A 19,584-nucleotide genomic window follows, 5' to 3' on the forward strand; every position below is an offset into this window, starting at 1 on the left:
CCTGCTCTCTGCGGTCCCCCCGGGCGCCGATCCTCCGACTGCGACCCACCCCCACCGCCTCAGGCGGTGTCCGGATGTTGGAACGGACTATCCGCTTCTTGAGAAGCGCCCCATCATGTGAACCTGCACGAAATTTCGCAGAGGGCCAACGTCGTCCCTCGGCACTGCACATGCCACGACGACGACGGGAGAGCCCATGCGTACCGACGCCTGGTCGCCCATGGACGGTCGCCCCGCCCAGCAGGGGCTGTACGACCCCCGTAACGAGCACGACGCCTGTGGTGTCGGGTTCGTGGCCACCCTGACCGGTGTGGCCAGCCATGAGCTGGTCGAGCAGGCGCTGACCGTACTGCGCAACCTCGAACACCGCGGTGCCACCGGATCCGAGCCCGACTCCGGCGACGGAGCCGGAATCCTCCTCCAGGTGCCGGACACCTTCCTCCGCGACGAGGTCGCCTTCGACCTCCCCGAGGCCGGTGCCTACGGCGTCGGAATCGCCTTCCTGCCCGCGGACGACTCCACCGAGGCCGTCCGGAAGCTGGAGAAGATCTCCGCCGAGGAGGGCCTCAGGGTCCTCGGGTGGCGTCAGGTCCCGGTCACCCCGGACATCCTCGGCAAGGGCGCCCGCGCCACCATGCCGGAATTCCGTCAGCTCTTCGTCACGGACGGCGAGAGCACCGGCATCGCGCTCGACCGCAAGGCCTTCGTGCTGCGCAAGCGCGCCGAGCGGGAGGCCGGGGTGTACTTCCCCTCGCTCTCCGCCCGCACGATCGTCTACAAGGGCATGCTCACCACGGGGCAGCTGGAACCGTTCTTCCCGGACCTCTCCGACCGCCGCTTCGCCACCGCCGTGGCGCTGGTGCACTCGCGGTTCTCCACGAACACCTTCCCGAGCTGGCCGCTCGCCCACCCGTACCGCTTCGTCGCGCACAACGGCGAGATCAACACGGTCAAGGGCAACCGCAACTGGATGAAGGCCCGCGAGTCCCAGCTCGCCACCAGCCTCTTCGGGGCTGCGCAGCTGGACCGGATCTTCCCCGTCTGCACCCCGGACGCCTCCGACTCCGCCTCCTTCGACGAGGTCCTGGAGCTGCTCCACCTCGGCGGCCGGTCGCTGCCGCACTCGGTGCTGATGATGGTCCCCGAGGCGTGGGAGAGCCCCGAATCCCAGAAGGCCATGGATCCGGCCCGCCGCGCCTTCTACCAGTACCACTCCACGATGATGGAGCCCTGGGACGGCCCGGCCTGCGTCACCTTCACGGACGGTACCCAGGTCGGTGCGGTGCTGGACCGCAACGGGCTGCGCCCCGGCCGCTACTGGGTCACCGACGACGGCCTCGTCGTGCTCTCCTCCGAGGTCGGCGTCCTGGACATCGACCCCGCGAAGGTGGTCCGCAAGGGACGCCTCCAGCCCGGCAGGATGTTCCTCGTGGACACGGCCGAGGGCCGCATCATCGAGGACGACGAGATCAAGGCGGCCCTCGCCGCCGAGCAGCCGTACCAGGACTGGCTGGAGGCCGGCGAGATCGAGCTGGAGGACCTCCCCGAGCGGGAGCACATCGTGCACACGCACGCCTCCGTCACTCGCCGCCAGCAGACCTTCGGCTACACCGAGGAAGAGCTGCGCGTCATCCTCGCGCCGATGGCCCGCACCGCCGGCGAACCGCTCGGCTCCATGGGTACGGACTCGCCGATCGCCGCCCTGTCCGAGCGCCCCAGGCTGCTCTTCGACTACTTCACCCAGCTGTTCGCCCAGGTCACCAACCCCCCGCTGGACGCCATCCGCGAGGAGCTCGTCACCTCGCTGCGCTCCACGCTCGGCCCGCAGGGCAACCTGCTGGAGCCGATCGCCGCGTCCTGCCGCAGCGTCACGCTGCCGTTCCCGGTGATCGACAACGACGAGCTGGCCAAGCTGATACACATCAACGCCGACGGCGACATGCCGGGGATGAAGGCCGCCACGCTCTCCGGTCTCTACCGGGTCGGCGGCGGTGGCGAGGCCCTCGCCGCGCGGATCGAGCAGATCTGCGCCGAGGTCGACGCCGCCATAGAGGACGGCGCCCGCCTGATCGTCCTGTCCGACCGGCACTCCGACGCCGAGCACGCGCCGATCCCCTCGCTGCTGCTCACCTCCGCCGTCCACCACCACCTCATCCGCACCAAGCAGCGCACCCAGGTCGGTCTGCTCGTCGAGGCCGGGGACGTCCGCGAGGTCCACCACGTCGCGCTGCTCATCGGTTACGGTGCCGCCGCGGTCAACCCGTACCTGGCGATGGAGTCCGTCGAGGACCTGGTCCGCGCCGGTACGTTCATCGAGGGCATCGAGCCCGAGAAGGCCATCCGGAACCTGATCCACGCGCTCGGCAAGGGCGTCCTGAAGGTCATGTCCAAGATGGGCATCTCGACGGTCGCCTCCTACCGCGGCGCCCAGGTCTTCGAGGCCGTCGGCCTGAACGAGGACTTCGTCGCGAAGTACTTCAACGGCACCGCCAGCAAGATCGGCGGCGCCGGTCTCGACGTCGTCGCCCGGGAGGTCGCCGCCCGCCACGCCAAGGCGTACCCGGCCTCCGGCATCTCCGCCTCGCACCGCGCGCTGGAGATCGGCGGCGAGTACCAGTGGCGCCGCGAGGGCGAGCCGCACCTGTTCGACCCGGAGACGGTCTTCCGCCTCCAGCACGCCACGCGCACCAAGCGCTACGACATCTTCAAGAAGTACACGGACCGGGTGAACGAGCAGTCCGAGCGTCTGATGACGCTCCGCGGCCTGTTCGCCCTGAAGACACATGAGAACGGCAGGAGCGACCGCGAGCCGATCTCCATCGACGAGGTCGAGTCCGTCTCCGACATCGTCAAGCGCTTCTCCACCGGCGCCATGTCGTACGGCTCGATCTCCCGCGAGGCGCACGAGACCCTCGCCATCGCCATGAACCAGCTGGGTGGCAAGTCCAACACCGGTGAGGGCGGCGAGGACGCGGACCGGCTCCACGACCCGGCACGCCGCTCGTCCATCAAGCAGGTCGCTTCCGGCCGCTTCGGTGTGACCAGCGAGTACCTGGTCAACGCCGACGACATCCAGATCAAGATGGCGCAGGGCGCCAAGCCCGGCGAGGGCGGCCAGCTGCCCGGCCACAAGGTCTACCCCTGGGTCGCCAGGACCCGGCACTCCACCCCGGGCGTCGGCCTGATCTCGCCGCCGCCGCACCACGACATCTACTCCATCGAGGACCTTGCCCAGCTGATCCACGACCTCAAGAACGCGAACCCGGCGGCCCGCATCCACGTGAAGCTGGTCTCCGAGGTCGGCGTCGGCACGGTCGCCGCGGGTGTCTCCAAGGCGCACGCGGATGTCGTCCTGATCTCCGGTCACGACGGCGGAACGGGGGCCTCCCCGCTCACCTCGCTGAAGCACGCGGGCGGTCCCTGGGAGCTGGGCCTCGCCGAGACCCAGCAGACTTTGCTGCTCAACGGCCTGCGCGACCGCATCGTCGTGCAGACCGACGGCCAGCTCAAGACCGGCCGCGACGTCGTGATCGCCGCGCTGCTGGGCGCCGAGGAGTTCGGTTTCGCGACCGCGCCGCTCGTCGTCTCCGGCTGCGTCATGATGCGCGTCTGTCACCTGGACACCTGCCCGGTCGGCATCGCCACCCAGAACCCGGTCCTGCGCGAGCGGTTCTCCGGCAAGGCCGAGCACGTCGTCAACTTCTTCGAGTTCATCGCCCAGGAGGTCCGTGAGCTCCTCGCCGAGCTGGGCTTCCGCACCATCGAAGAGGCCGTCGGCCACGCCGAGCTGATCGACACCGACCGTGCGATCACCCACTGGAAGGCGCAGGGCCTGGACCTGGAGCCCCTGTTCCACGTCCCGGAGCTGCCCGAGGGCGCGGTCCGTCACCAGCGGATCGAGCAGGACCACGGTCTCGCCAAGGCACTCGACAACGAGCTGATCAGGCTCGCCGCCGACGCCCTGAACGCGGAGAACGCCGAGGCCGCCCAGCCGGTCCGGGCCCAGATCGCGATCCGGAACATCAACCGGACCGTCGGCACCATGCTCGGCCACGAGGTGACGAAGAAGTTCGGCGGCGCCGGTCTGCCGCAGAACACCATCGACCTCACGTTCACGGGCTCCGCCGGCCAGTCCTTCGGCGCGTTCGTGCCGAGCGGAGTGACCCTGCGCCTGGAGGGCGACGCCAACGACTACGTCGGCAAGGGCCTCTCCGGTGGCCGCGTCGTCGTCCGCCCGGACCGCGGCGCCGACCACCTCGCCGAGTACTCCACCATCGCGGGCAACACGATCGCCTACGGCGCCACCGGCGGCGAGCTGTTCCTGCGCGGCCGGACCGGTGAGCGCTTCTGCGTCCGCAACTCCGGCGCGACGGTCGTCTCGGAAGGCGTGGGCGACCACGGCTGCGAGTACATGACCGGCGGCCACGCCGTCGTGCTCGGGGAGACCGGACGCAACTTCGCCGCGGGCATGTCGGGCGGCGTCGCGTACGTCATCGACCTGGACCGCGACAACGTCAACTCCGGCAACCTCGGCGCGATCGAGGCCCTCTCCGACACCGACGAGCAGTGGCTGCACGACGTGGTGCGCCGCCACCAGGAGGAGACCGGGTCCACGGTCGCGGAGAAGCTGCTCGCCGAGTGGGACAGCGCCGACGGCGGCGCCTCCCGCTTCAGCAAGATCATCCCGTCCACGTACAAGGCAGTGCTCGCCGCCAAGGACGCCGCTGAGCTCGCCGGTCTCTCCGAACAGGAGACCACCGAGAAGATGATGGAGGCGGCGACCAATGGCTGACCCCAAGGGCTTTTTGACCACCGGGCGCGCGGTCGCCGAGACCCGCCCCGTGGGCGCGCGGGTCAAGGACTGGAACGAGGTCTACGTTCCGGGCTCGCTGCTCCCGATCATCAGCAAGCAGGCCGGCCGCTGCATGGACTGCGGCATCCCGTTCTGCCACAACGGCTGTCCGCTCGGAAACCTCATCCCCGAGTGGAACGACTACGCCTACCGCGAGGACTGGACGGCCGCGTCCGAGCGCCTGCACGCCACGAACAACTTCCCGGAGTTCACCGGGCGGCTCTGTCCGGCCCCGTGCGAGTCGGCGTGTGTGCTCGGCATCAACCAGCCGGCCGTCACCATCAAGAACGTCGAAGTCTCCATCATCGACAAGGCGTGGGACAGCGGCGACGTCACCCCGCAGCCGCCCGAGCGGCTCTCCGGCAAGACCGTCGCCGTCATCGGCTCGGGCCCGGCGGGCCTCGCCGCCGCCCAGCAGCTCACCCGGGCCGGCCACACGGTCGCCGTCTACGAGCGCGCGGACCGCATCGGAGGCCTTCTCCGGTACGGCATCCCCGAGTTCAAGATGGAGAAGTCGCACATCAACCGCCGTATCGAGCAGATGCGCGCGGAAGGCACCAAGTTCCGCACGGAGACGGAGATCGGCAGGGACATCGACGCCGCCAAGCTCCGCCGCCGGTACGACGCGGTCGTCATCGCCGCCGGTGCCACCGTCTCCCGCGACCTGCCCGTCCCGGGCCGTGAGCTGAACGGCGTGCACTTCGCCATGGAGTACCTGCCGCTCGCCAACAAGGTGCAGGAGGGCGACCTGACGGTCTCCCCGATCACCGCCGAGGGCAAGCACGTCGTCGTCATCGGCGGCGGCGACACCGGCGCCGACTGCGTCGGCACCGCCCACCGCCAGGGCGCGCTCTCCGTCACCCAGCTGGAGATCATGCCCCGGCCGGGCGAGGACCGTAACGCCAACCAGCCCTGGCCGACCTTCCCGATGCTCTACAAGGTCACCTCCGCGCACGAGGAGGGCGGCGAGCGCGTGTACTCCGTCTCCACCACCCACTTCGAGGGCGACGAGGACGGCAACGTCCAGGCGCTGCACCTGGTCGAGGTGGAGTTCAAGGACGGCAGGCTGGAACAGAAGCCCGGCACCGAGCGGCAGATCCCCGCCCAGCTGGTCACCCTGGCCATGGGCTTCACCGGCACCGACCAGTCCAACGGCCTGGTCCAGCAGTTCGGCCTGGAGCTCGACGAGCGCGGCAATGTCGCGCGCGACGCGGACTACGCCACCAATGTCGGCGGCGTGTTCGTCGCCGGTGACGCCGGCCGCGGCCAGTCCCTCATCGTGTGGGCCATCGCCGAGGGCCGCTCCGCGGCACGCGGCGTGGACCGCTTCCTGACCGGAGCCAGCACCCTGCCGGCCCCGATCCGCCCGACGGACCGTGCCCTGACGGTCTGAATCACGGCACACAAAGACGTCCCGTACAAAGGCGTACGGAACTGAACGCGGCGCCTGCCCGTCCCCGACCGGACGATCTCGGCAGGCGCCGTGGTGCGTGCCGGGACGGGCGGACGCTCAGCCCGTCAGCGCGGACGTCTTCAGCACCACCAGCAGCACCAGCACGGCGAGGAGCACCACACCCGCGGCCACCTGAATCGTCGTCCGTCGCTTCGCCGGGGCGTACGCGTACGCGAGCGTGACGATGCCACCCGTCAGGAGTCCGCCCAAGTGGCCCTGCCACGACGTGAATCCGGCCGAGATCAGCATCCAGATCAGGAAGCCGGCCATGAACCGGTTCACCGCCTGCATGTCGCGGCCCAGGCGCCGGTTGATGACGTAGAACGCCGCACCGAGACCGAAGATCGCACCCGAGGCGCCCACGGTGACGTCGAACGGGGCGATCAGATACACCAGGACCGAACCGCCCAGCGCGGACAACAGATACAGCGTGAGGTATCGGGCCCGGCCCAGTTGCTCCTCGACGACGCGGCCCAGATTCCACAGCGCGTACATGTTGAAGAGGATGTGCAGCACCCCGAACGGCAGCGAGCCGAAGGACGATCCGTCCGGCGGAAGATGCAGGAAGGCCCCCGTCAGCAGCCGGTACCACTCGCCGTCCACCACACCCGTCACGTCGAAGACGGGGAAGTCCCCGGCCTCGTAGACGTACCGGCCTCCGTCCGGGCCGTTCAGTCCCGCGCCGAGCATCGCGAACCGGTCGACGATGCCGGGCCGGACCAGCTCGCCCAGATACGCCAGGATGTTGAGACCCATCAACACGTATGTGACGAGCGGTACCGCGGTCCCCGGCACCGTGCCGCCGAACACCGTGCGTGCCTGCCGGACCGAACGCCGCCCCTCCTTCACGCACTCCACGCAGTGGTGGCCGACGGCAGCCTCCCGCATGCAGTCGGGGCAGATGAAGCGTTCGCAGCGGGTGCAGCTCACATACGTCTCGTACGACGGATGGCGATAACAGGTGGTGACCGCGGCCTCCACGACAGGCTCCTTCACGGTGGGCGGACACGAGCGGCCGGTGGGGACGGCGGCGATCAAGATAGCGAACACCTGGGTCCCGGGCATATCCGGGTGCCTTACGCTCGGGGTCCCGAGACGTCGAGGAACGGAGCATCCGCATGGCCGGCTCGTCCGCCGCAACAGGTCCGGCCATCAGCCTCCGCAAGATCGAGGAGACCGCTCCCGCGCTGGTCGACCTCTACAAGAGCGCGTCGGTGTCGCTGACGAAGAACGGCATGAGCGGCGAGCGGGCCGCGGTCTACCTGGTGCTCGACCACTCCGGCTCCATGAGGGAGTACTACAAGGACGGCAGCGTCCAGGCCCTGGCGGACCGGGTGCTGGGCCTCTCGGCCCATCTGGACGACGACGGCCGCGTACCCGTCGTCGTCTTCTCCACGGACATCGACGCCGTCACCGACGTGGCCCTGGACAACCACCACGGCCGGATCGACGCGATCGTGGCGGGTCTCGGACACATGGGAAGGACCAGCTACCACCTGGCCATGGACGCCGTCATCGACCACTACCTCGACAGCGGCTCGACCGCCCCCGCGCTCGTCGTCTTCCAGACCGACGGCGGCCCGATCAGCAAGCACGCGGCGGAGCGTTACCTCTGCAAGGCGGCCGAGCTGCCGCTGTTCTGGCAGTTCATCGGCTTCGGCAACAAGCGGAGTACGCAGTTCGACTTCCTGCGCAAGCTCGACGATCTGGCCGTGCCCGCCAAGCGCCCCGTCGACAACGCCGGCTTCTTCCACGCCGGCTCCGACCCGCGCCGGGTCCCGGACGCCGAGCTGTACGACCGGCTGGTCGCCGAATTCCCGCAGTGGCTGGCCGCGGCCCGTGCCCAGGGGATCGTCGGATGACGGTCCGGGTACTGCGGGCGGCCGACCGTACGGCCACGCCCTGGAAGAACGGCGGGGGAGTCACCCGGGAGATCGCGGCGTCCCCCGAGGGCGCGCCGCTGGACGCCTTCGACTGGCGGGTCAGTCTCGCCGACGTGTCCAGGGACGGACCGTTCTCCGCCTTCCCCGGCGTCGACCGCACGCTGACCGTGGTCGAGGGCGCGGGGATGGACCTCATGGTGGGCGGCGAGCACCACATCGTCGACGAGCCGTACTGGCCGCACGACTTCCCCGGTGACCTGGAGACGGAGGGTCGGCTGCTCGGCGGCCCGGTGGTGAACTTCAATGTGATGTACCGCAGGGAGCGTACGAGCGCGGAGGTCGCGGTGGTACGCGGCACCGTCCGGCTGTCGGTGCCCGAGGGCGGGGCGGTTCTGGCCGTCGCGCTGGAGGACGGTGCGGTGGTCGACGGCCAGGACATCGAACTCGACCGCTACGACGCGTTGTTGGTGCAGGGCGAATCGCCGGGCGTGCTGCGGACGCAGGGGTGGGCGGTGGTGGTCACCCTGTCGAGCGGATGAGCCGACGGGGGGATGCGCCGGTGCGGGCCGGGAAATCAGGACAGAGGATGTCGGGTTTCCACGGTTTCATGGCCGCATGACATCGAGTTCCTGGCAAGCGTTCCAAGCGGCGGAACCGGCCTTCGCCGACACCGTCCGGGCCCGTTTCGGGCAGTACAAGCACCACGTCCTGGCGACCCTGCGCAAGGACGGATCGCCGCGCGTGACCGGCCTCGAAGTGGATTTCCGGCTGGGCGAGCCGTTCCTCGGCATGATGCCGAACTCGCGCAAGGCGCTGGACCTGCTCCGCGATCCACGGTTCGCGGTGCAGGCCAACCCCGGCCCGGACGCCGAGATGACCGACGGCGACGTCCGGATCTCCGGCCGCGCCGTGGAGGTGACCGACCCCGCCGTGCTGGCCCGCTTCATCGAGGAGGTGAAGCCGCCGGAACCCTTCCACCTCTTCCGGGTCGAGCCGACCGAGGTGGTACGCACCGGGCTCGAAGGCGGCGACACCCTGCTCATCCAGGTGTGGCGCCCCGGTCACCCGCTGCGCGCCTTCCGCAGGGGCAACGACGACGCCTCACTGAGCGAAACCACCTGACCCGGGGCGCCGGGCGGCGGGTGCGGCCGGCTCGTCGGCGAGCACCCGCGCCCGGCAGGCCCCCGGCGTCCCCCACGCGTCCCGCAGCGGTCGTGCCTTGCGCAGCCACAGCGACAGATCCAGCTCCTGGGTGTACCCCACCGCGCCGTGCAACTGCAGCGCCGTCCGCGCCGCCGCGTATCCCGCCTCGCCCGCCGTCACCTTGGCCGCCGCCACCTCCGCACCGGCGTTCGGCGCCCCCTCGGCGAGCGCGAGCGCCGCCCCGTACAGCAGCGGACGGGCGAACTCCAGCCCGATCAGTGTGTCGGCGAGCCGGTGCTTGACCGCCTGGAAGGATCCGATGGCCGTGCCGAACTGGGTGCGCTGCTTCACGTATCCGACGGTGGCCCGCAACAGCGCCTCGCCGGTGCCGAGCGCCTGGGCGGCCGTCGCGAACGCCGCCCATCGGGCGGCCCTCGCCGCCGCCTTCGCCACCCGGGGGCCGGATGCCAGCAACTCCCCACCCGGCTCGGGACGCCACAGCCGACGGGCCGGGTCGAACGACACGCCGAGCGCCCCGGACCCGGGCGCGAGCCGCAGTTCGTCGCCGGTCACCGTGAACACGGCGTCCACGGCATCCGCGTCCAGCGCGTACGGCCCGTAGCCGTCCATCCGTAGCGTCGCCGATGCGGCACCGGACGCCAGCCGCGGCAGCCACTCCTTGGCCACCGCGCCGCCCACTCCTTCCAGCAGCACCCCGGCCGCGACGGTCTCCACGACCGGCCCCGGTACCGCATGCCGTCCCAACTCGGTGAAGGCGACGGCGAGTTCGACCGGCAACGGCCCGACCCCCTCGTGCGCCTCCGGAACCGCCAGGGCGAACACCCCCGCCTGCGCCAGCCGCTCCCACAGGGCCCGGCCCGGCCCGTGCTCCCCGGTGGCCCAGGCACGTACCGCCGCGGGGGTGTCCGAGGCGGTCAGCATCGTGTCCAGCGAACGGGCGAACTCCCGCTGCTCGTCGTCGAGGAGGAAACGCATCAGCGCCGTCCCTTCGGCAGGCCGAGCAGCCGCTCGGCGATGATGTCGCGCTGGATCTCGTTCGTACCGGCGTAGAGGGGGCCGGCGAGGGAGAAGACGTACCCCTCGGCCCACTCCCCGTCGGCGAGTTCGCCGTCCGCGCCCAGCAGGTCGAGCGCGGTCTCGTGCAGCGCGACGTCGTACTCGGACCAGAACACCTTGTTCAGGCTGGACTCCGCGCCGATGGTCGCACCGGCCGCGAAGCGTGACGCGTTCGCGCCGGTGAAGAGCTGATACGCGCGTGCCCCGATCACCGCGTCCGCCACCCGGTTCCGCAGCGCCGTGTCCGACGGGTCGCCGTGGCTGCGCCACAACTCGGCCAGCCGGTCGGCCGAGGCCAGGAAGCGGCCGGGGGAGCGGAGCGTCAGCCCGCGCTCGTTGCCCGTTGTCGACATGGCGATGCGCCAGCCCTGCCCGGGTTCCCCGATGACGTCCCCGTCCGGTACGAACACCTCGTCCAGGAACAGCTCGGCGAAGGCGGGCTTGCCGTCGAGCCGCCCGATCGGCCGGACGGACACCCCCGGCGCCGACAGGTCGAACATCAGATAGGTCAGCCCGTGATGCGGCTTCGCGGCCTGTGGATCCGTACGGAAGATGCCGAACGCCCGGTCCGCGAACGCGGCCCGCGAGGACCAGGTCTTCTGCCCCGAGAGGAGCCAGCCGCCCTCCGTGCGCACCGCCCGTGAGCGCAGCGACGCCAGGTCCGAGCCCGACTCGGGCTCGGACCAGGCCTGGGCCCAGATCACCTCCCCGCTCGCCATCGACGGCAGGACCCGGGCCCGCTGCTCGTCCGTGGCATGGTCGAAGAGCGTCGGAGCGAGGAGGTTGATGCCGTTCTGCGAGACCCGGCCCGGGCCGCCCGCCGCGTAGTACTCCTCCTCGAAGATCAGCCACCGGAAGATGTCGGCACCCCGCCCGCCGTACTCGGGCGGCCAGGAGACGACCGACCAGCGGTCCGCGTGGAGCCGTGCCTCCCACTCCCGGTGCGCGGCGAAGCCCTCGGCGGTCTCCAGGGACGGCAGCGGCTCCACGGGGACGTTGGCCCGCAGCCACTGACGCGCCTCGGCCCGGAACTCCTCCTCCTCGGCCGTGTACGACAGGTCCATCACGTGTCCGCCTTCTTCATCGAGGCGATGTCCATGCCGCCCAGCGGGTCCGCCGCCGTCTCCGCGTTGTGCGCGTGGGCGAGGTGGTGCAGTCCGAAGACCGAGTCCAGGCCGGCGTGCAGCCCCTGAAGGTCCTCGGCCTGGTTGACCGCGCGCTTGGTCAGGGCCAGTCCCAGCCGTGGCATCTGCGCCATCCGCAGCGCCAGTTCATGGGTGCGGTCGGCGAGTTCGCCGCGCTCCACCACCTTGTTCACCATGCCGACCTCGTACGCCCTGCGGGCGCTCATCCGATCGCCGGTGTACAGGAACTCCTTCGCTATCCGGGGCGGCATCACCCAGGGGTGTGCGAAGTACTCGACACCGGGGATGCCCATCCGGACCACCGGATCGGCGAAGAAGGCGTCCTCGCTCGCCACGATCAGGTCGCAGATCCAGGCGAGCATCAGCCCGCCGGCCACACACGCCCCCTGCACCGAGGCGACGACCGGCTTCGGCAGCTCGCGCCAGCGCCTGCACATACCGAGATAGACCTCCGACTCACGGGCGAAACGGCTCTCCGCTCCGGTCTTGTCGGAGTGGTCCCACCACAGACCGGCCCTGCGTTCGAAGGGCAGATGCGCGTCGCGGCCGGGCGTGCCGATGTCGTGGCCCGCCGAGAAGTGCTCCCCGGCGCCGGCCAGCACGACCACCTTGACCTCGGAGTCCTCGGCGGCCCGGTAGAACGCGGAGTCCAGGGCGTAGGTCATCGCCGAGTTCTGCGCGTTGCGGTAGCGCGGGCGGTTCAGCGTGAGGTACGCGACCGGACCCCGGCGCTCGTACAGCACAGGATCTTCCTGGGACCGGTCGGCGGATGTGTCGTGGGCAGTGGGCATCGGCTCCATCCTTCCCTAACAAGTGTTTGGTAGATTAACGTACCGGCACGACCACCGTCGAGGATCCATGGGCCGGGACCGAGGAGGCACAGGGATGAGCGCACCGCAGTACGTACCGGGGCACGGGCTGCTGGCCGGCCGAGGCGCCGTCGTCACCGCGGCCGCGGGCGCCGGGATCGGCGGCGCCACCGCCCGCAAGTTCCTCGAGGAGGGCGCCCGCGTCGTCATCGGCGACGCGCACGCCCGGCGGCTGAAGGAGACCGAGCAGGCGTTCGCCGAGGAGTTCGGCGCCGACCGCGTCGCCGCGCTGCCCTGTGACGTCACCGACGAGACCCAGGTCCAGGCGCTCTTCGCGCTCGCCGAAGAAACCCACGGCGGCCTCGACATCGTCGTCAACAACGCGGGCCTGGGTGGCACCGCCGAGCTGACCGAGATGACCGACGAGCAGTGGACCAAGGTCCTCGACGTCACCCTGAACGGCACCTTCCGCTGCACCCGGGCGGCCCTGCGCTCGCTCAAGGCGGCCGGCCGCGGCGGCATCGTCGTCAACAACGCCTCCGTCGTCGGCTGGCGCGCCCAGAGCGGCCAGGCCCATTACGCCGCCGCCAAGGCGGGCGTCATGGCCCTCACCCGGTGCGCCGCCGTCGAGGCCGCCGAGTACGGGGTGCGCGTCAACGCCGTCGCCCCCAGCCTCGCCATGCACCCGCACCTGGTGAAGGTCACCTCCGCGGAACTCCTCGACGAACTGACCGCGAAGGAGGCCTTCGGCCGCTACGCCGAGCCGTGGGAGATCGCCAACGTCATCGTCTTCCTCGCCAGCGGCTACTCCTCGTACATGACGGGCGAAGTCGTCTCCGTCAGCAGCCGGCATGCCTGAACGGACGCCTCCCGCGGCGTCCGCGGGGCCGTCCGGCGGGCGGAGAATGGTCGGGTGCCTACCAAGAAGAAGCCCCAGGTGACCCCCTCGCCCGAGCGCCGCCGCGAACTGCTCGACACCGCCGCCGAAGTGTTCGCCGCGCAGGGATACAACGCCACCACCGTCCGCAGGATCGCGGACGCGGCAGGGATGCTCGCGGGCAGTCTCTACTACCACTTCGATTCCAAGGAGTCGATGGTCGACGAGATCCTCTCGACCTTCCTCACCGAACTCTGGGAGGGGTACGACGCGGTGCTCGCCGCCGGACTCGGACCCCGGGAGACCATCGAGGCCCTCGTCACCGAGTCCTTCCGGGAGATCGACCGGCACCGCGCCGCCGTCGCCATCTACCAGAAGGAGTCCAAGCACCTGGCCACCCAGCCGCGCTTCCAGTACCTCGTCGACTCCCAGCAGAAGTTCGAGGAGGCCTGGCTCGGCACGCTGGAACGCGGCGTCACCGACAAGACCTTCCGCGCCGACCTCGACATCCGCCTCACCTACCGCTTCGTCCGCGACACCGTCTGGGTCGCGGCGTCCTGGTACCGGCCCGGCGGACAGCACAGCCCCGAGGAGATCGCCCGCCAGTACCTCTCGATGGTCCTGGACGGCATCGCCCTGGACACCTGAACCCACTCAAGGAGCAGCAGTCATGGCCGAGGCATACATAGTCGAAGCGGTACGCACCCCGGTCGGCCGGCGCAGAGGGGGACTCGGCGCGGTCCACCCCGCCGACCTCGGCGCCCACGTCATCAAGACCCTCGTAGAACGGACGGGGATCGACCCGGCGGCCGTCGAGGACGTGGTCTTCGGCTGCCTCGACACCGTCGGACCGCAGGCCGGTGACATCGCCCGCACCTGCTGGCTGGCGGCCGGACTGCCCGAGGAGGTCCCCGGCGTCACCGTCGACCGCCAGTGCGGCTCCTCCCAGCAGGCCGTGCACTTCGCCGCCCAGGGCGTCCTCTCCGGCACCCAGGACCTGGTCGTCGCCGGCGGGACCCAGAACATGACGCAGATCCCGATCGCCTTCGCCTCCCGTCAGGCCGCCGAACCCCTCGGTCTGACGGACGGACCGTACGCCGGCAGCGAGGGCTGGCGCGCCCGGTACGGCGACGCGCCGGTCAACCAGTTCCACGGCGCCCAGCTGATCGCCGAGAAATGGGGCATCAGCCGTCGGGACATGGAGGAGTTCGCCCTGCGCTCCCATCGGCGCGCCATCCGCGCCATCGACGAGGGCCGCTTCGCGCGCGAGACCGTCGCCTACGGTGACGTCACCACCGACGAGGGGCCGCGCCGCGACACCACCCTGGAGAAGATGGCGGGGCTGAAGCCGGTCCTGGAGGGCGGCACGATCACCGCCGCCTGTTCCTCGCAGGTCTCCGACGGGGCCGCCGCCATGCTCATCGCCTCCGAGCGCGCCGTGGCCGAGCACGGCCTCACCCCGCGCGCCCGGATCCATCACCTCTCGGTGCGCGCCGAGGACCCGATCCGCATGCTGTCGGCGCCGATCCCGGCCACCGCGTACGCGCTCAAAAAGACCGGAATGACCATCGACGACATCGATCTGGTCGAAATCAACGAGGCATTCGCGCCGGTCGTCCTGGCCTGGTTGAAAGAAACCGGAGCCGACCCGGACAAGGTCAATGTCAACGGCGGCGCCATCGCCCTGGGTCACCCGCTCGGCGCAACCGGTACGAAATTGATGACGACATTGCTGCACGAACTTGAGCGCACCGGAGGCCGCTACGGCCTGCAGACCATGTGCGAGGGCGGCGGTCAGGCGAACGTGACGATCATCGAACGGCTCTGAACTCCTGCTCGGCCGCGACGCGCCCGGTACGGGCGACGAGCGGCCACGACACGGCTCGCAGAACGACTTCGACGGCGTTTTGAGGGCGCCCCGGGCCAGTTACCCCAAGGGCCCGGCCGGGAATCCGCCGACCGGCGCGCGGCGTGTTCCCACCGAGGGCCAGCAGGACGTGCTACGGTTGCCGTGTTGCAGTTTTGGTACCCATGAACTTTATGTGCGCCTGACGGGAATGCTTCCTCAGGCGCATTATTGTTTTCCGGCTTTCTCCGGATGGGGCTCAATGCGGCGACTTGAAATTCGTAAAGTGCGGATTTCCGGCACTGCACCTCTTTTAGGAGAATGACATGGCTACTGGAACCGTGAAGTGGTTCAACTCGGAAAAGGGCTTCGGCTTCATCGAGCAGGACGGCGGCGGCGCCGACGTCTTCGCCCACTACTCCAACATTGCCACCTCGGGCTTCCGTGAGCTCCAGGAGGGCCAGAAGGTCTCCTTCGACGTCACGCAGGGCCAGAAGGGCCCGCAGGCGGAGAACATCGTCCCGGCCTAATCGCCAGGACGCGTACCTCGCAGCCGGGGCCCGCACCGTGAAGGTGCGGGTCCCGGCTTGTGCTGTCTGTCCCCGGGACATGGCGGAGAAGAGCGCCGTCCCGCAGAGGTCCCCAAGCAGTCCCAAGCAGTCCCAAGCAGTTCCCAGGAATCCCCAGGACTCCTCAGGAATCCCCCAGGAGGGCAATTCCGTATGACCCGCTCCGAACGCCAGGACCGACCCGCCCGCAACCGCCCGTCGAGGGGGCGCGGCACGGCCCCGGCAAAGGCAAACGCCAAGGGTTCCGGCAAGGGATCCGGCAAGGCGTCGCCCCGTCGCAGGGCCACGCCGCCGCAGGGCGAATTCGCCCTGCCGGAAACCATGACCCCCGCACTGCCCGCCGTCGAGGCGTTCGCCGAGCTGGACATGCCCGCAGCCCTGCTGAAGACCCTTGCCGCGCAGGGCGTCACCGACCCGTTCCCGATCCAGGGCGCCACCCTGCCGAACTCGCTCGCCGGCCGGGACATCCTCGGCCGCGGCCGTACCGGCTCCGGCAAGACCCTCGCCTTCGGCCTCGCGCTGCTGGCCCGAACCGGCGGACGGCGCGCCGAGCCGCGCGCCCCGCTCGCGCTGGTCCTCGTCCCGACCCGCGAGCTCGCCCAGCAGGTCACCGACGCGCTGACGCCGTACGCGACGGCGGTGAACCTGCGCCTGGCCACCGTCGTCGGCGGCATGTCGATCAGCAAGCAGTCCGGCACGCTGCGCCGGGGCGCCGAGGTGCTCGTCGCCACGCCGGGCCGGCTGAAGGACCTCATCGAGCGCGGTGACTGCCGACTCGACCAGGTCGCCGTCACCGTCCTCGACGAGGCCGACCAGATGGCGGACATGGGCTTCATGCCGCAGGTCGTCGCCCTGCTCAAGCAGGTCGAGCCGGACGGCCAGCGGATGCTGTTCTCCGCGACGCTCGACAAGAACATCGACCGGCTGGTCAAGATGTTCCTGACCGACCCCGTCGTGCATTCGGTCGACCCGTCCGCGGGCGCCGTCACCACCATGGAGCACCATGTGCTGCACGTGGCCGACGAGACCGACAAGAAGGCCGTCGCCACCCGGATCGCCGCCCGTGACGGCCGGGTCATCATGTTCGTGGACACCAAGCGTGCCGCCGACCGCTTCGCCAAGCGGCTGCTGGCCAGCGGTGTACGGGCCGCGGCCCTGCACGGCGGGCGCTCGCAGCCGCAGCGCAACCGGACGCTGGACCAGTTCAAGACCGGCCAGGTCACCGCGCTCGTCGCGACGAACGTGGCGGCGCGCGGCATCCATGTGGACGACCTCGACCTGGTCGTGAACGTGGACCCGCCGACCGACCACAAGGACTACCTGCACCGCGGCGGGCGCACGGCGCGTGCCGGGGAGTCCGGCAGCGTCGTCACTCTGGTGCTGCCCGAGGAGAAGCGGGAGATGACCCGGCTGATGGCCGACGCCGGCATCGCCCCGCGGACCACCCGGATCACGTCCAGCGACGAGGAACTCACCCGGATCACGGGGGCCCGTGAGCCCTCCGGCGTCGCGGTCGTCATCGAGGTCCCGCAGCCGACTCCGCCGAAGCAGCGCACGAGGCCGGGCGGGTCCGCGGCGGGTGGCCCCGGCCTCCGCTCGGGCAGCCGCGGCCGTGGTCGCCGCGGCGGTGCCGGACAGGGCGGTGGCGAGGGCCGCGCGGCGGGTGGTTCCGCGCGGGGCGCGGGTGCCGGTGCGGGCAGGGGCGGTTCCGTGCGAGGCGCCGGTGCGGGCGCTTCGGGTGGTTCGGCGCGAGGTGCGGCCGCCGGTGGCGGCCGTGGCAGCGGTGCCGGGCGCGGTGGAGCGGCGGGGCGTGGCCGCAGGGCCGCGTAGCGGCAGGGGCGACGTGTGGTGACGTGGTGACCGGACCCGTCGGGCCCCTTGCCGGACCGTCCGTGCCACCCCTGACGGGGGACGGCGGACGGTCTCTTCCCGACGCCTCCTGAGCGCCGCGTCCGCCTCGTGCCGCACCGGCTCCGCCGCCCGCGCGGTGGTGGTTCAGGTGTCGCAGTCCAGGACCGTTCGGCACAACCCGCACCGGGCCCGCACCCGGCCGCGTACCGGAACGCGGATGCGCTGGTGGCAGGTCGGGCAGCCGAACGAGACCCGCAGTCCCTGCGGGCCGTGCTCGAAGGCGTACGGGGTGCCGGAGCCCCGGGCCGGCTCCGCGCCCGGATGGTCCCGGGCGTACCGCCGGTCCTTGGCGTAACGGTGACGGCCCGCCCAGCCGGCGGCGGTGAGGGGCGGCCGCCGGATGTCACGGAGGGCCTGGGCGCGGCCCTCCGTGTAGGCGGTGTACGCCTGCGGGCTCGTGAACCACGGGGAGGGGTCCTCGTCGAAGGCGAACGCCCGCTTGGCGAGGACGTATCCGAACTCCTCCGGGGTGAGATAGCCGAGCTTCTGGCTGGAGACCGCGTCCTCGCGGAAGGCGTCCAGCAGCAGCCAGCCCGCGCCCAGGTAGGTCGTCACGGTGTCGGTGAGGATCTCGTTGGCGGGCGTTGTGGGGAACTCCAGGCCGAGGCGGTGCAGCAGCACGTGCGTGACCTCGTGCGAGAGTGCGGCGCCGATGTCCCTGCGATGGGTGCGGAAGCGGTCGTTGAGCTCGATGAAGTACTCGGGCCCCGCGGCGAGTTCGATGCCGGCGGCGTGCTCCATCGTGCGGAAGCTGACGATCATCCGGGCGTCCGGCAGATGCAGATGCCGGACCACGGACCGCGCCACCCGCTGGGCGCCGAGGTACAGATCGTCCTGGTCGGAGAAGGCGACATCGGCAGGGGCGAGGCTCGTGGCGTAACCGCGTACGCCGTCGTACGACAACCTCCGGTACAGGGCCGTGATCGCCGACCGGACGGTGTCGAGATGCGGGAATCCGTGGACCACCGGACTCGCGCCGCCCCGGCCGCGGTCCCGGCTGTTGTCCGTCACGCTCCCACCCCCGTCCGTGACGCTCGGCCGGTCCCCACTCTAGTGCTGTGGAATAGCTGATCTTGGCTGAAAAGTGAACCTTGTGGGAGCCGTGATCATTTCCCGATAATCCGAATCGTGTCTTTGTCGGGAGCATGACCAGCGGATGTTCCGTCCGTGGCCGGGCGCCGTGCGAGGACATATGCACCCCCCACAAGAACCCCCCACGAAAGAAGGCAGTCCGTTGAAGCAGCTTCTGCGTGCCGTGAAGAGATGCTCCGTCATCGCCGCCGTGGTCCTCGCAGCCGTCAGTCTCCAGCCCGCCGGAGCCTCCGCGGCCCCCGCCCCGGTCGTCGGCGGAACCCGTGCCGCCCAGGGTGAGTTCCCGTTCATGGTCCGGCTCTCGATGGGCTGCGGCGGCGCTCTCTACGCCAAGGACATCGTCCTCACCGCCGCGCACTGCGTGGACGGCTCGGGCAACAACACGTCCATCACCGCCACCGCCGGGGTCGTCGACCTGCAGTCGTCCAGCGCCATCAAGGTCAAGTCCACCAAGGTCCTCCAGGCCCCCGGCTACAACGGTGCGGGCAAGGACTGGGCGCTGATCAAGCTCGCCAAGCCCATCGACCTGCCCACCCTGAAGATCGCCACCAACACCACGTACAACAACGGCACCTTCACCATCGCGGGCTGGGGCGCGGCCTCCGAGGGCGGCGCCCAGCAGCGCTATCTCCTCAAGGCCACCGTGCCGTTCGTCTCCGACGCCCAGTGCCAGGCCGCGTACGGCAGTGATCTCATCCCCGGTGAGGAGATCTGCGCCGGCCTGATCGACACGGGCGGCGTGGACACCTGCCAGGGCGACTCCGGCGGCCCCATGTTCCGCAAGGACAACGCCGGAGCCTGGATCCAGGTGGGCATCGTCAGCTGGGGCCAGGGCTGCGCGGAGCCCGGCTACCCGGGCGTGTACAGCGAGGTCTCGACGTTCGCCGCCAACATCGCCTCCGCGGCGGCCACGCTCTGACGCCCCGG

16 protein-coding genes are annotated in these 19,584 nt (G+C 70.5%); 11 read left to right on the forward strand and 5 right to left on the reverse strand.

The window, feature by feature from the left end; all coding sequences use genetic code 11:
* Window positions 1-196: 196 nt before the first annotated feature.
* Window positions 197-4,792 (forward strand): glutamate synthase large subunit, encoded by a 4,596-nt coding sequence (gene gltB / locus ACF1B9_RS02410; RefSeq protein ID WP_391739959.1) that lies wholly within the window; start codon window positions 197-199, stop codon window positions 4,790-4,792.
* Window positions 4,785-6,245 carry a glutamate synthase subunit beta gene (locus tag ACF1B9_RS02415; RefSeq protein WP_391739958.1) on the forward strand — a complete coding sequence of 487 codons (1,461 nt, stop codon included), beginning with the start codon at window positions 4,785-4,787 and terminating at the stop codon, window positions 6,243-6,245. The genes gltB and ACF1B9_RS02415 overlap by 8 nt, the downstream gene beginning before the upstream one ends.
* 117 nt (window positions 6,246-6,362) lie before the next feature.
* Here the strand turns inward: ACF1B9_RS02415 and ACF1B9_RS02420 are convergent, their stop codons facing one another.
* Complete coding sequence (locus tag ACF1B9_RS02420) at window positions 6,363-7,286, reverse strand: rhomboid family intramembrane serine protease (protein WP_391739957.1); 924 nt, start codon at window positions 7,284-7,286, stop codon at window positions 6,363-6,365.
* A gap of 137 nt (window positions 7,287-7,423) precedes the next feature.
* Here ACF1B9_RS02420 and ACF1B9_RS02425 point away from each other — a divergent pair, with 137 nt between their 5' ends.
* The 3 genes from ACF1B9_RS02425 (at window position 7,424) to ACF1B9_RS02435 (ending at window position 9,310) form a co-directional block, all read left to right on the forward strand.
* Entirely contained in the window at window positions 7,424-8,167 is a 744-nt protein-coding gene (locus tag ACF1B9_RS02425) for a vWA domain-containing protein (protein ID WP_391739956.1), read from the forward strand.
* Window positions 8,164-8,727: a HutD family protein gene (locus tag ACF1B9_RS02430; RefSeq protein WP_391739955.1), complete on the forward strand. Its 564-nt coding sequence runs from the start codon at window positions 8,164-8,166 to the stop codon at window positions 8,725-8,727. Before ACF1B9_RS02425 ends, ACF1B9_RS02430 begins: the two co-directional genes overlap by 4 nt.
* A 76-nt stretch (window positions 8,728-8,803) precedes the next feature.
* A complete protein-coding gene (locus ACF1B9_RS02435; protein WP_391739954.1) occupies window positions 8,804-9,310 on the forward strand; it encodes a pyridoxamine 5'-phosphate oxidase family protein in 507 nt (168 codons plus the stop codon).
* On the opposite strand, the gene ACF1B9_RS02440 is transcribed toward ACF1B9_RS02435, so the two are convergent.
* From ACF1B9_RS02440 to ACF1B9_RS02450, 3 genes are read right to left on the reverse strand one after another with little or no spacing between them, the layout of a single operon-like run.
* Window positions 9,290-10,327 carry an acyl-CoA dehydrogenase family protein gene (locus ACF1B9_RS02440; protein WP_391739953.1) on the reverse strand — a complete coding sequence of 346 codons (1,038 nt, stop codon included), beginning with the start codon at window positions 10,325-10,327 and terminating at the stop codon, window positions 9,290-9,292. The two genes, ACF1B9_RS02435 and ACF1B9_RS02440, sit on opposite strands and share 21 nt — an antisense overlap.
* On the reverse strand, window positions 10,327-11,472 hold the full coding sequence (locus ACF1B9_RS02445; protein WP_391739952.1) for an acyl-CoA dehydrogenase family protein: 1,146 nt from the start codon (window positions 11,470-11,472) through the stop codon (window positions 10,327-10,329). Before ACF1B9_RS02445 ends, ACF1B9_RS02440 begins: the two co-directional genes overlap by 1 nt.
* The gene (locus ACF1B9_RS02450; RefSeq protein ID WP_391739951.1) at window positions 11,472-12,344 is read right to left on the reverse strand and encodes an enoyl-CoA hydratase; all 873 of its coding nucleotides are present in this window, start codon (window positions 12,342-12,344) and stop codon (window positions 11,472-11,474) included. Before ACF1B9_RS02450 ends, ACF1B9_RS02445 begins: the two co-directional genes overlap by 1 nt.
* Window positions 12,345-12,438: 94 nt before the next feature.
* Here ACF1B9_RS02450 and ACF1B9_RS02455 point away from each other — a divergent pair, with 94 nt between their 5' ends.
* The 5 genes from ACF1B9_RS02455 (at window position 12,439) to ACF1B9_RS02475 (ending at window position 17,484) form a co-directional block, all read left to right on the forward strand.
* Window positions 12,439-13,221, forward strand: a complete 783-nt coding sequence (locus ACF1B9_RS02455) for an SDR family oxidoreductase (RefSeq protein WP_376221966.1) — start codon at window positions 12,439-12,441, stop codon at window positions 13,219-13,221.
* Between the two features lie 54 nt (window positions 13,222-13,275).
* The gene (locus tag ACF1B9_RS02460; protein WP_391739950.1) at window positions 13,276-13,887 is read left to right on the forward strand and encodes a TetR/AcrR family transcriptional regulator; all 612 of its coding nucleotides are present in this window, start codon (window positions 13,276-13,278) and stop codon (window positions 13,885-13,887) included.
* Window positions 13,888-13,909: 22 nt separating this feature from the next.
* Window positions 13,910-15,067, forward strand: coding sequence for an acetyl-CoA C-acetyltransferase (locus ACF1B9_RS02465; protein ID WP_391739949.1), 1,158 nt, complete (start codon window positions 13,910-13,912; stop codon window positions 15,065-15,067).
* Window positions 15,068-15,411: 344 nt separating this feature from the next.
* The gene (locus tag ACF1B9_RS02470) at window positions 15,412-15,615 is read left to right on the forward strand and encodes a cold-shock protein (RefSeq protein ID WP_003969786.1); all 204 of its coding nucleotides are present in this window, start codon (window positions 15,412-15,414) and stop codon (window positions 15,613-15,615) included.
* 192 nt (window positions 15,616-15,807) lie between these two features.
* A complete protein-coding gene (locus ACF1B9_RS02475; protein WP_391739948.1) occupies window positions 15,808-17,484 on the forward strand; it encodes a DEAD/DEAH box helicase in 1,677 nt (558 codons plus the stop codon).
* Window positions 17,485-17,649: 165 nt separating this feature from the next.
* Here ACF1B9_RS02475 and ACF1B9_RS02480 read toward each other — a convergent pair whose 3' ends face one another.
* The gene (locus tag ACF1B9_RS02480; protein ID WP_391739947.1) at window positions 17,650-18,576 is read right to left on the reverse strand and encodes a hypothetical protein; all 927 of its coding nucleotides are present in this window, start codon (window positions 18,574-18,576) and stop codon (window positions 17,650-17,652) included.
* A 223-nt stretch (window positions 18,577-18,799) separates the two neighbouring features.
* On the opposite strand from ACF1B9_RS02480, the gene ACF1B9_RS02485 reads away from it, so the two are divergent.
* Window positions 18,800-19,576: a trypsin-like serine protease gene (locus ACF1B9_RS02485; RefSeq protein WP_376272839.1), complete on the forward strand. Its 777-nt coding sequence runs from the start codon at window positions 18,800-18,802 to the stop codon at window positions 19,574-19,576.
* The last annotated feature ends 8 nt before the right edge of the window (window positions 19,577-19,584 follow it).

Origin of the sequence: Streptomyces sp. NPDC014727 (assembly GCF_043083485.1) — a bacterium.
Taxonomy (GTDB): Bacteria; Actinomycetota; Actinomycetes; order Streptomycetales; family Streptomycetaceae; genus Streptomyces.